Raw genomic sequence first — 12,203 nt, 5'->3', positions numbered from 1 at the left:
AAAACGTCCCCAACGAAGCATTTCGCTGTGGATAATCTGGAGATGAAGAAGAATTTGGAGCGGGAAACGAGACTCGAACTCGCGACCCCGACCTTGGCAAGGTCGTGCTCTACCAACTGAGCTATTCCCGCTTGGGTGTTCTGGTGCTATGCGTATCTTGCGATACTTTCAAATTTTGGAGCGGGAAACGAGACTCGAACTCGCGACCCCGACCTTGGCAAGGTCGTGCTCTACCAACTGAGCTATTCCCGCTTGGGTGTTCTGGTGCTGGCGTATCTTGCGATACTTTTCAAATTTTGGAGCGGGAAACGAGACTCGAACTCGCGACCCCGACCTTGGCAAGGTCGTGCTCTACCAACTGAGCTATTCCCGCAAATCTGTACTGCTTTTGTTGCTGTCGTAACGTGTAATTCTCTGTCGTTACGGGAGGCGCATTATACGAGAAATCCGTTTAGCTGCAACCCCCCTCAAAGCGATTTTTTTGAAATTCAGTTCAAGTGCTTATTTAATCGGCAAGCTGAACAATTTAGCGACAAAAACCCGGCCACGCAAGGCGCCGGATCGCAAAATCAGAGCTTAATAAAGTTTTCGCGATAGTACGCCAGCTCCGCAACAGACTCACGGATGTCGTCCATCGCCTGGTGCGTCCCCTGCTTTGTGAAGCCGTCGAGAATTTCCGGTTTCCAGCGGCGGGCCAGCTCTTTCAGGGTGCTCACATCCAGATAGCGGTAGTGGAAGTAGGACTCCAGCTCCGGCATGTACTTAAACAGGAAACGACGATCCTGACCAATGCTGTTGCCACAGATAGGCGATTTTCCTGGCGGCACCCACTGCTTCAGAAATTCAAGCGTCGCCAGCTCCGCTTCGCGGTCGCCCAGGGTGCTGGCCTTCACGCGTTCCACCAGCCCGCTGCCGGTATGGGTACGCACGTTCCACTCATCCATCAGCGCAAGCTGGTCATCGGACTGGTGCACGGCAATCGTTGGGCCTTCCGCCAGAATATTGAGATTGGCATCGGTGACCAGTGTGGCGATCTCAATAATGCGATCGCGCTCGGGATCCAGGCCGGTCATCTCCAGATCGATCCAAATCAGGTTGTTTTCGTCCGCGCTCATGTTATTTTCCACCCTTCTCGCATAACCGGCAGTAGCAGGTTAACTAGTATTAATTAGAGTGTATCATAGAGGTTTTGCCCGCTACGGGCGACCAGGAGCCAGCGCGATTGAGTAAAAATAAACTCTCCAAAGGGCAGCAGCGCCGCGTGAATGCAAATCACCAGCGCCGTCTTAAAACCACTACGGAGAAGCCCGATTACGACGACAATCTGTTTGGCGAAGCGACAGAAGGCGTTGTGATTAGCCGCTTCGGCATGCACGCCGATGTCGAATCCGCCGACGGGGATATCCACCGTTGCAATATCCGTCGCACCATCCGTTCCCTGGTGACCGGTGACCGCGTGGTCTGGCGTCCAGGCAAAGAGGCGGCGGAAGGGGTAACGGTTAAAGGTATCGTTGAAGCCGTGCATGAACGCACGTCGGTTCTGACCCGTCCAGATTTCTACGACGGCGTGAAGCCCATTGCCGCCAACATCAACCAGATCGTGATCGTTTCGGCGATTTTGCCTGAGCTTTCACTCAATATTATTGACCGTTATCTGGTGGCTTGCGAAACGCTACAGGTTGAACCGCTTATCGTGCTGAATAAAATCGATCTGCTGGATGACGAGGCCATGGCCTTTGTCAATGAGCAGATGGATATTTACCGCAACATTGGCTATCGCGTGTTGATGGTGTCCAGCCGCACCAAAGATGGCCTGAAGCCGTTAGAAGATGCGCTGACCGACCGCATCAGCATCTTTGCGGGGCAGTCCGGCGTAGGTAAATCGAGCCTGCTTAACAACCTGCTCGGCCTTCAGCAGGAGATCCTGACCAACGATGTGTCTGACGTCTCGGGCCTGGGCCAGCACACCACCACCGCCTCACGTCTCTATCACTTCCCGCACGGCGGCGATGTGATTGACTCCCCGGGCGTGCGTGAATTTGGTCTCTGGCACCTCGAGCCGGAACAAATCTTTAACGGATTTGTCGAATTCCATGACTATTTAGGCGCTTGCAAATACCGCGACTGTAAACATGACAACGATCCGGGCTGCGCCATCCGCGAAGCGGTGGAGAACGGTGAAATTGCGGAAACCCGTTTCGAAAATTACCACCGTATTCTCGAAAGCATGGACCAGGTAAAAACGCGTAAAAACTTTTCTGATTCTGATAACTGACAACTAAGCTAAGCGTCGCTAAAATCGTCCCCTTTTTTCAGGTTCCGGCAGCGTCATGCCGGATCAGGAACGACAAAACAATGGCCTGGAGGCTACCTTGTTAAACTCATTTAAACTTTCGCTTCAATACATTCTGCCGAAACTGTGGCTCACTCGCCTGGCGGGCTGGGGCGCGAGCAAACGAGCGGGCTGGCTGACCAAACTGGTCATCGACCTGTTCGTGAAATACTACAAGGTCGACATGAAAGAAGCGCAGAAGCCGGATACGGCAAGCTACCGCACCTTCAACGAATTTTTTGTTCGTCCGCTGCGCGACGAAGTGCGCCCGCTGAATACCGACCCGAACGTGCTGGTGATGCCAGCGGACGGCGTGATCAGCCAGCTGGGTAAAATTGAAGACGACAAGATTTTGCAGGCGAAAGGTCATAACTACAGCCTGGAAGCGCTGCTCGCCGGTAACTACATAATGGCCGATCTGTTCCGCAACGGGACTTTCGCGACCACCTATCTCTCCCCTCGCGACTACCACCGCGTGCATATGCCGTGTAATGGTATTCTGCGCGAGATGATCTACGTGCCGGGGGATCTGTTCTCCGTAAACCACCTGACGGCGCAAAACGTTCCTAACCTGTTTGCCCGTAACGAGCGCGTCATCTGCCTGTTTGATACTGAATTTGGCCCAATGGCGCAGATTCTGGTGGGTGCTACCATTGTAGGCAGCATCGAAACCGTCTGGGCGGGCACCATTACGCCGCCACGCGAAGGCGTGATCAAGCGCTGGACCTGGCCTGCCGGCGAAGAAGAAGGTTCTGTGGCCCTGCTGAAAGGTCAGGAAATGGGCCGCTTCAAGCTGGGCTCAACGGTCATCAACCTGTTCGCACCGGGCAAAGTTAACCTGGTCGACGAGCTGGAAAGCCTGTCCGTGACCAAACTCGGCCAGCCTCTGGCAGTATCGACGGAGGTCTTTGTGACGCCAGAGGTTGCGCCTGCCCCGTTGCCGGAAGAAGAGATCAAAGCCGAGCACGACGCCAGCCCGCTGGTTGACGACAAAAAAGACGAAGGCTAACAACAGAAGGATCGCTGACGTGCGCCCGATTATCGTATTACTGATGGCCTGGTGCCTCAGCATGGGGGCGTACGCAGCGACGGCCCCCGACGCCAAACAGATAACCCAGGAGCTGGAGCAGGCAAAAGCGGCGAAACCCGCTCAGCCGGAGACCGTTGAGTCACTCCAGTCTGCACTGAACGCGCTTGAGGAACGAAAGGGTTCCCTTGAGCGCGCGCAGCAGTATCAGCAGGTTATCGACAACTTCCCCAAACTCTCTCAGACCCTGCGCTCGCAGCTAAACAACCTGCGCGATGAACCACGCCAGGTCCCCGCGGGGATGACGTCCGAGGCGCTGAATCAGGAGATCCTGCAAGTCAGCAGCCAGCTGCTGGAAAAAAGCCGTCTGGCGCAGCAGGAGCAGGAACGGGCGCGTGAAATTGCCGATTCCCTCAGCCAGCTTCCACAGCAGCAAACCGATGCCCGCCGTCAGTTAAATGAGGTGGAACGTCGCATCGGGACGCAGACAGGCAGCACACCGCAGAATCAGGCGCAAAATCTTGGGTTACAGGCGGAATCCGCCAGACTAAAAGCGCTGGTTGATGAACTGGAGCTGGCGCAGCTTTCCGCTAACAACCGCCAGGAGCTGTCGCGGATGCGTTCCGAGCTGGCGCAGAAGCAGAGCCAGCAGCTGGATGCATATCTCCAGGCGCTGAGAAATCAACTCAACAGCCAGCGTCAGCGTGAAGCTGAACGTGCGCTGGAAAGCACCGAGTTACTGGCCGAAAACAGTGCTAACCTGCCCGACAGCATCGTCGCCCAGTTTAAGGTTAACCGCGAGCTTTCTGCCGCGCTGAATCAGCAGGCGCAGCGCATGGATTTGGTGGCCTCGCAGCAGCGTCAGGCTACCAATCAAACCCTTCAGGTTCGTCAGGCGCTCAACACGCTGCGCGAACAGTCCCAGTGGCTTGGCTCGTCTAACCTGTTGGGCGAAGCGTTACGCGCGCAGGTGGCTCGTCTGCCAGAGATGCCAAAACCGCAGCAGCTTGATACGGAGATGGCGCAGCTGCGCGTTCAGCGTCTTCATTATGAAGATCTCCTCAACAAGCAGCCGCAAATCCGCCAGATCCGTCAGGCTGACGGACAGCCGCTCACCGGCGAGCTAAGTCGTATTCTGGAAGCGCAGCTGCGCACCCAACGCGAACTGCTCAATTCCCTGTTGCAGGGAGGCGATACGCTGATCCTTGAGCTGACCAAGCTGAAAGTCTCGAATAGCCAGCTGGAGGATGCGCTGAAAGAGGTCAACGAAGCCACGCACCGTTACCTTTTCTGGACGTCCGACGTGCGGCCGATGACCTTCGCCTGGCCGATTGAGATCGTGCAGGATCTGCGCCGCCTCATTTCGCTGGACACCTTTAGCCAGCTGGGCCTCGCCAGCGTAATGATGATAACCAGCAAGGAGACCATCTTCCCGCTGCTGGGGGCGCTGATTCTGGTGGGCTTCAGTATTTATTCCCGTCGTCACTTCACCCGTTTCCTTGAGCGCTCCAGCGCCCGAGTGGGAAAAGTAACCCAGGATCACTTCTGGCTGACGTTGCGCACGGTGTTCTGGTCAATTCTGGTCGCGTCTCCGCTGCCGGTGCTGTGGATGACGCTCGGATACGGCCTGCGTGAAGCCTGGCCCTACCCGCTTGCCGTCGCGATTGGCGATGGCGTGACCGCCACCGTTCCGCTGCTGTGGGTGGTGATGATTTGCGCCACGTTTGCGCGGCCAAATGGTCTGTTCATCGCTCACTTTGGCTGGCCGCGTAATCGCGTTGCGCGGGCGATGCGTTACTACCTGATGAGTATCGGGCTGATTGTGCCGCTGATTATGGCGTTGATCATGTTCGATAATCTCAATGACCGGGAGTTCTCCGGCTCGCTGGGACGGCTGTGCTTTATGCTGATCTGCGGGGCGTTAGCGGTAGTGACGCTCAGCCTGAAACGCGCCGGGATCCCGCTCTATCTCGACAAGACCGGCAGCGGCGATAACATGTTAAACCGTCTGCTGTGGAACCTGCTGCTCAGCGCGCCGCTGGCGGCGATGCTGGCGGCAGCGGTCGGTTATCTCGCCACGGCGCAGGCGCTGCTCGCCCGACTGGAAACGTCGGTGGCTATCTGGTTCCTGCTGCTGGTGGTCTACCATGTTATCCGCCGCGGCATGCTGATCCAGCGTCGTCGTCTGGCGTTTGACCGTGCCAAACATCGTCGCGCAGAAATTCTGGCCCAGCGCGCGCGGGGTGAGGAAGAGCCGAACCATGTCAACAGCACCGAAGGGACCACAGACGCCGATGACGTCGAACTGGATCTGGATGCGATCAGTACCCAGTCCCTGCGGCTGGTACGCTCAATTCTGATGCTGGTTGCCCTGCTGTCGGTGATCTACCTGTGGTCAGAAATCCACTCCGCGTTTGGCTTCCTGGAGAACATCTCTTTATGGGATGTGACGTCCACGGTGCAGGGGGTCGAAAGTCTGGAGCCCATCACCTTAGGGGCCGTGCTGATTGCGATTCTGGTGCTGATCATCACCACGCAGCTGATCCGTAACTTCCCTGCCCTGCTGGAGCTGGCGCTGTTGCAGCATCTGGATTTAACCCCCGGCACAGGCTATGCGATCACCACCATCACCAAGTATTTAATCATGCTGTTTGGTGGGCTGGTTGGCTTCTCGATGATTGGTATCGAATGGTCAAAACTGCAATGGCTGGTTGCCGCCCTGACCGTAGGCCTGGGTTTTGGTTTACAGGAGATTTTTGCCAACTTCGTCTCTGGTCTGATCATTCTGTTTGAAAAGCCGATTCGAATTGGCGATACGGTGACCATCCGCGATCTCACCGGCAGCGTCACCAGGATCAACACCCGCGCCACCACCATCAGCGACTGGGACCGTAAAGAGATCATCGTCCCGAACAAGGCGTTTATCACCGAGCAGTTTATCAACTGGTCGCTGTCCGACTCCGTCACGCGTGTGGTGCTGACCGTACCCGCTCCGTCGGATGCCAACAGCGAAGAGGTGACGCAGATCCTCTATACGGCTGCTGAACGCTGTTCGCTGGTAATCGACAACCCGCCGCCGGAAGTGTTCCTGGTTGATTTGCAGCAGGGGATCCAGATTTTCGAGCTGCGTATCTACGCCGCCGAGATGGGACACCGTATGCCGCTGCGCCATGAGATCCACCAGTTGATTCTGGCTGGCTTCCGCGAGCACGGAATTGATATGCCGTTCCCACCGTTCCAGATGCGTCTGGAAACGCTGGACGGACGTAAGACGGGAAGAACGTTGACGTCAGCGGCGCGTACGCGCCCGGCGGGAAGTTTGTAATCCTTTCCCCCTCCCCGTCGGGAGGGGGTCAATCCTTTACGCCACTTCTGCTACACAGGCCGTCGAGCGACGACGGTAATGCTCATAAATCCCCATTGCCAGCAGCGAGAAGAAGATCGGTCCGCCAACCATCCACAGCGTGCTGTTCCAGTCATTTGCCTCAACCACGGGCTGAATGACGGTAAAGATGTTGGCGAACGCGACGACCAGCACCACAACAGTGGTCGCCAGCAGCGTCGCCGCGCGGGTTTTGAAGATCACAAACGGCCGCTCCAGATCCCGCTTCGCCTTAAAGAACGGGAACGCCAGGGTCAGGAACAGATACGGAAGCGTCATCGATACGTTCGCCATCAGGGTCAGCTTGTTATAGAACGCCGACGCGGTATCACCGCCGAAGGACACCAGCAGAATGAACACGCACACCAGCAGGCACTGCATCCACATCGCGTTGGCAGGCATACCGGCAGCGTTCAGCTGCGTCATACGTGCGGGCCACAGCGCCTTTGGCGTCCCCTGAATAATCGCTTTCAGCGGCGAGTAGATCAGCGTGAAGAATGCGCCAGTATAGGCGAGGAACATCGACAAACCGGTAATCCGCGCAAACCAGATCCCCAGGGTGGCCGACGTTTCCGGCGCGAGATCCATGGCGTTGCCCAGCGTCACCCCCAGGCTTTTCATCAGCACGTAGGTAATGTTGCCGAGGTTGGTGGTGTTATTACTTAACATCTGCTGCCAGTTGGTGCTGACGCCCCAGAGGAAAATCGCCAGTGAGTAGCCAATGGAAATGACGATGGCGGCAAAGATAATGCCTTTAGCGAAGTTCTTTTCCGGATTTTCGGTTTTGTCGACCAGCCCGCCCACGGCTTCAATTCCACCGTAAGCAAAGATGGCAAACACCACGAAGGAGAGCATGGCCAGCCCGGACTGGTAACCCGGATTAGGCGATGAAACGAAGTTGACTTCCTGTGCGAAATGCCCGCCGTTAAGGCACAGAATGGCGATGCTGACCAGCAGCAGCACCAGGTTCAGGCACATCACGGAAATGCCGCCAACGGCAGTGATACGGGCAATTTTGTTGATGCCTTTCGAGGCCACCAGGGTGACCATCACCATCCAGCACACTGCCAGAATACCGACCACCTGCGTGGAGCTCAGCCCCGCCAGAGACCAGACCTGCGTTTTATCCGCACCGAAGAGAAACGTTGAGAACGGCACCCAAACCTTGGCCGCCGTGCTGACCATCCAGACGACGTAGGATGAAAACCACATGAACGTACCGATAAACGCGTAACGCGGACCGACGCTGTTGTTCATCCACGAATAGATGCCGCCCTCTTCTTTCCGGTACGCCGAGCCCATCTCCGCCATCATCAGCGCAAACGGGATAAAGAAGAACAGAGCGGAAACGATATAAAACGGCGTCGCGCTGTAGCCCATCAGATAAAACGCGGACGGGCTATTGGCAAAGCCAAAGACTGACGTAAAAATCATCAGAATGAGCCCGGTAAGGGTCATTTTTTTGAGTGAGTGAGACATATAACCATCCGAAACGGAATTAAACTGCGCGGATGGTAGCAGATGACCAGACAAACAATGTGGCTATCCGAGTCAAATTAAGAAAAAGACCCGTATAGAGAGAAATGAGCAGTTTTTAATGTGGCAGAGTTAAATGACCGAGCAGGCCGGGTAAGCGCAGCGCCACCCGGCATTTTTTCAGGCGCGATCGACCGTAAAGGCAATCACATCGCCCAGGTGCTCGGCACCCAGCGCCAGCATGACCAGGCGATCCACACCCAGCGCCACGCCGGAGCAGTCCGGCAGACCGGCTTTAAGCGCTTCCAGCAGATGAGTATCAATCGGCTGCTGCGGCAGACCGCGCGCGTTGCGCTTGCGGTTATCCTGCTCGAAACGCTGCTGCTGTTCGCGCGCGTCGGTCAGCTCGTGGAAACCGTTCGCCAGCTCGATGCCTTTGAAATACACCTCAAAACGCTCCGCCACGCGGTGATCTTCGGTGCTGATCTGCGCCAGTGAGGCCTGGCTGGCCGGGAAGTGATAGACAAACGTCGGACGATCTTTGCCAATCTGCGGTTCAACACCAAAGGTGAACAGCAGTTGCAGCAGCGTGTCGCGATCCTCTTCGTTATCCGCCACGTTGCTCAGATCCAGTTTTGCCGCCACTTCACGCAGCTGTGTTTTATCAGCCGACAGCGGATCGATTTCCAGATGGCGCTGGAAGGCCTGCTGATAGGAGAGCGTTTCAGCTTCCGCGCAATCCAGCACCTGTTGCAGCAGATCGTCAACTTCGTTCATCAGACGATACATGTCGTAGTGCGGGCGGTACCACTCCAGCATGGTGAATTCCGGATTATGGTGTCGGCCCATCTCTTCATTACGGAAGCTACGGCACAGCTGATAGACCGGACCACACCCGGCCGCCAGCAGACGCTTCATATGGTATTCCGGGCTGGTCATCAGATACAGATTCATGCCCTGAGAGTGGCCTGGGCCAACAAAACGGGTTTCAAACGGGACCAGATGAATATCCGTGACCGTCGCCTGACTCATGCACGGCGTTTCCACCTCCAGGACGCCGCGATCGGCAAAGAAACGGCGGATCTCCGCCATAATTGCTGCGCGCTTTAGCAGGTTTGGAATGGATGCGCTCGGCTGCCAGGTGGCCGTTTCGCTCATGAGTTATTTCTCCGTTTTCAGACAAGGGCACGAAGTCTACTCGTAAGCCGGGGCAGAGACAAATTTTGCACAGTAAAAGTCCTTTTTCATTGCACAGAGAAATACTGTGACGCCATTCATTAATCACGATGATAAATCACCGCACAGAACAGCAAAAAAATCGAACACGTCAAATTTCCCTCACTTCTACGCGGTTATACTGTTTTACCCATAAAGGAGCAGTGGAATCGCTTCCGCAATCGCCCGTTCGGGCAGGTGAACGTCCTTTAGTTCATCCCGTTGCGGGAAAACAAAAATCTGGAGGAATGTCGTGCAAACTTTTCAAGCCGATCTTGCCGTAATAGGCGCTGGCGGGGCTGGATTACGCGCTGCAATTGCTGCGGCACAAGCCAATCCGAACGCTATAATCGCATTGATTTCAAAAGTCTATCCGATGCGCAGCCACACGGTAGCCGCAGAAGGAGGATCCGCCGCCGTCGCGCAGGATCATGACAGCTTCGAATACCATTTCCACGACACGGTTGCAGGGGGCGACTGGCTTTGCGAACAGGATGTCGTTGATTACTTCGTGCACCATTGCCCAACGGAAATGACCCAGCTGGAACAGTGGGGATGCCCGTGGAGCCGCCGTCCGGACGGGAGCGTCAACGTCCGCCGCTTCGGTGGCATGAAGATCGAACGCACCTGGTTTGCCGCCGATAAGACCGGCTTCCACATGCTGCACACCCTGTTCCAGACCTCCCTCCAGTTCCCACAAATCCAGCGCTTTGACGAACATTTCGTTCTCGACATTCTGGTCGACGACGGTCATGCGCGCGGACTGGTGGCGATGAACATGATGGAAGGCACGCTTGTCCAGATCCGCGCTAAGGCGGTGGTGATGGCAACGGGCGGTGCGGGTCGCGTATACCGCTACAACACCAACGGCGGCATCGTCACCGGTGACGGTATGGGCATGGCGCTCAGCCACGGCGTCCCGCTGCGTGATATGGAGTTCGTCCAGTATCACCCAACCGGCCTGCCGGGCTCCGGCATACTGATGACGGAAGGCTGCCGCGGTGAAGGCGGTATTCTGGTCAACAAAAACGGCTATCGCTATTTGCAGGATTACGGCATGGGTCCGGAAACCCCGCTTGGCGAGCCGAAAAACAAATACATGGAACTCGGCCCACGCGACAAAGTTTCTCAGGCTTTCTGGCACGAGTGGCGCAAAGGCAACACCATCTCAACGCCGCGCGGCGACGTGGTGCATCTCGACCTGCGTCATCTCGGCGAGAAGAAACTGCTGGAGCGTCTGCCGTTTATCTGCGAGCTGGCGAAAGCCTATGTGGGCGTCGATCCGGTGAAAGAGCCGATCCCGGTGCGTCCAACCGCGCACTACACCATGGGCGGTATCGAAACCGACCAGCAGTGCGAAACCCGCATCAAAGGGCTGTTTGCGGTGGGCGAGTGTTCCTCCGTCGGTCTGCACGGCGCAAACCGTCTGGGCTCGAACTCGCTGGCTGAGCTGGTGGTCTTTGGTCGCATGGCGGGCGAACGTGCTATGGAGCGTGCCGCAACGGCAGGTGAAGCTAACAGCGCGGCGCTGGATGCGCAGGTTGCAGACGTCGAAAAACGCCTGAAAGACCTGGTGAACCAGGAAGGTAACGAAAACTGGTCGAAGATCCGCGACGAAATGGGGCTGTCGATGGAAGAAGGCTGCGGGATCTACCGTACGCCAGAGCTGATGCAGAAAACCGTCGACAAGCTGGCCGAGTTGCAGGAGCGCTTCAAACGCGTGCGCATCACCGACACCTCCAGCGTCTTCAATACCGATCTGCTTTATACCATTGAACTGGGCCACGGCCTGAACGTCGCAGAATGTATGGCCCATTCCGCCCTGGCGCGTAAAGAGTCCCGCGGCGCGCACCAGCGCCTGGATGAGGGCTGCACCGAACGTGACGACGTCAATTTCCTTAAACACACTCTCGCCTGGCGCGATGCGGATGGCACTACGCGACTGGACTACAGCGACGTGAAAATCACCACGCTGCCACCGGCGAAACGCGTGTACGGTGCAGAAGCAGAAGCCGCCGATAAGAAGGAGAAGGCGAATGGCTGAGATGCAAAAACTGAAAATTGAAGTGGTGCGCTACAATCCGGAAGTGGACGCCGCGCCGCACAGCGCTTTCTATGAAGTCCCTTACGACGAGCAAACCTCCCTGCTGGATGCGCTCGGCTATATCAAAGATAACCTGGCCCCAGACCTGAGCTACCGCTGGTCCTGCCGCATGGCAATTTGCGGCTCCTGCGGCATGATGGTCAACAAGGTGCCAAAGCTGGCGTGTAAAACCTTCCTGCGTGATTACACCAAAGGTATCAAGGTTGAAGCGCTGGGCAACTTCCCGATTGAGCGCGATCTGGTGGTCGACATGACCCACTTTATCGAAAGCCTCGAAGCGATTAAGCCGTACATCATCGGCAACCCGCGCACGCCGGATCAGGGGCCAAACACCCAGACGCCCGCGCAGATGGCGAAATACCATCAGTTCTCCGGCTGCATCAACTGCGGCCTGTGCTATGCCGCCTGTCCACAGTTTGGCCTGAATCCTGAGTTTATCGGCCCGGCCGCCATTACCCTGGCGCACCGCTATAACGAAGACAGCCGCGACCACGGCAAAAAAGAACGTATGGCCCAGCTGAACAGCCAGAACGGGGTCTGGACCTGCACGTTTGTCGGTTACTGCTCCGAAGTCTGTCCGAAGCATGTCGACCCGGCCGCCGCCATTCAGCAGGGAAAGGTGGAAAGCTCAAAAGACTTTCTTATCGCTACCCTGAAACCACGCTAA

Annotated in this window: 8 protein-coding genes and 3 tRNA genes; 5 read left to right on the top strand and 6 right to left on the bottom strand. The window is 56.6% G+C overall.

What is annotated here, in order from left to right; all coding sequences use genetic code 11:
- Window positions 1-55: 55 nt before the first annotated feature.
- The 4 genes from ACQG0T_RS02185 to orn form a co-directional block, all read right to left on the bottom strand.
- Window positions 56-131 (bottom strand) — tRNA-Gly (locus tag ACQG0T_RS02185).
- Window positions 132-176: 45 nt separating this feature from the next.
- A tRNA-Gly gene (locus tag ACQG0T_RS02180) sits at window positions 177-252 on the bottom strand.
- A gap of 45 nt (window positions 253-297) precedes the next feature.
- Window positions 298-373, bottom strand: a tRNA-Gly gene (locus ACQG0T_RS02175).
- Window positions 374-569: 196 nt separating this feature from the next.
- Window positions 570-1,115, bottom strand: coding sequence for an oligoribonuclease (gene orn / locus ACQG0T_RS02170; RefSeq protein WP_023295796.1), 546 nt, complete (start codon window positions 1,113-1,115; stop codon window positions 570-572).
- Window positions 1,116-1,222: 107 nt separating this feature from the next.
- Here orn and rsgA point away from each other — a divergent pair, with 107 nt between their 5' ends.
- The 3 genes from rsgA (at window position 1,223) to mscM (ending at window position 6,684) form a co-directional block, all read left to right on the top strand.
- On the top strand, window positions 1,223-2,275 hold the full coding sequence (gene rsgA / locus ACQG0T_RS02165) for a small ribosomal subunit biogenesis GTPase RsgA (protein WP_003855964.1): 1,053 nt from the start codon (window positions 1,223-1,225) through the stop codon (window positions 2,273-2,275).
- Window positions 2,276-2,372: 97 nt separating this feature from the next.
- Window positions 2,373-3,341 (top strand): archaetidylserine decarboxylase, encoded by a 969-nt coding sequence (gene asd / locus ACQG0T_RS02160; RefSeq protein ID WP_026080660.1) that lies wholly within the window; start codon window positions 2,373-2,375, stop codon window positions 3,339-3,341.
- A gap of 19 nt (window positions 3,342-3,360) precedes the next feature.
- Window positions 3,361-6,684: a miniconductance mechanosensitive channel MscM gene (gene mscM, locus ACQG0T_RS02155; protein ID WP_271040529.1), complete on the top strand. Its 3,324-nt coding sequence runs from the start codon at window positions 3,361-3,363 to the stop codon at window positions 6,682-6,684.
- Between the two features lie 36 nt (window positions 6,685-6,720).
- On the opposite strand, the gene yjeM is transcribed toward mscM, so the two are convergent.
- Together yjeM and epmA are read right to left on the bottom strand one after the other, a co-directional pair.
- Window positions 6,721-8,220 (bottom strand): glutamate/gamma-aminobutyrate family transporter YjeM, encoded by a 1,500-nt coding sequence (gene yjeM, locus ACQG0T_RS02150; protein ID WP_032104123.1) that lies wholly within the window; start codon window positions 8,218-8,220, stop codon window positions 6,721-6,723.
- Window positions 8,221-8,397: 177 nt separating this feature from the next.
- The gene (gene epmA / locus ACQG0T_RS02145; protein WP_015572459.1) at window positions 8,398-9,375 is read right to left on the bottom strand and encodes an elongation factor P--(R)-beta-lysine ligase; all 978 of its coding nucleotides are present in this window, start codon (window positions 9,373-9,375) and stop codon (window positions 8,398-8,400) included.
- Between the two features lie 310 nt (window positions 9,376-9,685).
- On the opposite strand from epmA, the gene frdA reads away from it, so the two are divergent.
- Together frdA and frdB are read left to right on the top strand one after the other, a co-directional pair.
- Window positions 9,686-11,476, top strand: a complete 1,791-nt coding sequence (frdA, locus tag ACQG0T_RS02140; protein ID WP_271040528.1) for a fumarate reductase (quinol) flavoprotein subunit — start codon at window positions 9,686-9,688, stop codon at window positions 11,474-11,476.
- Entirely contained in the window at window positions 11,469-12,203 is a 735-nt protein-coding gene (frdB, locus tag ACQG0T_RS02135) for a fumarate reductase iron-sulfur protein (RefSeq protein WP_006810403.1), read from the top strand. The genes frdA and frdB overlap by 8 nt, the downstream gene beginning before the upstream one ends.

The sequence above is a fragment of the Enterobacter cloacae complex sp. 302F9 genome (genome assembly GCF_050030335.1).
Classification (GTDB): Bacteria; Pseudomonadota; Gammaproteobacteria; order Enterobacterales; family Enterobacteriaceae; genus Enterobacter; species Enterobacter hormaechei_C.
Note: the sequence above shows the minus strand (reverse complement) of the source record. Positions and strands in the feature narration are given on the sequence as shown.

What these genes read in the sequence shown, in the direction of transcription:
- frdB (WP_006810403.1), top strand. Translation starts at nt 11,469, where the DNA reads ATGGCTGAGATGCAAAAACTGAAAATTGAAGTGGTGCGCTACAATCCG.
- yjeM (WP_032104123.1), bottom strand. Translation starts at nt 8,220, where the DNA reads ATGTCTCACTCACTCAAAAAAATGACCCTTACCGGGCTCATTCTGATG.
- epmA (WP_015572459.1), bottom strand. Translation starts at nt 9,375, where the DNA reads ATGAGCGAAACGGCCACCTGGCAGCCGAGCGCATCCATTCCAAACCTG.
- orn (WP_023295796.1), bottom strand. Translation starts at nt 1,115, where the DNA reads ATGAGCGCGGACGAAAACAACCTGATTTGGATCGATCTGGAGATGACC.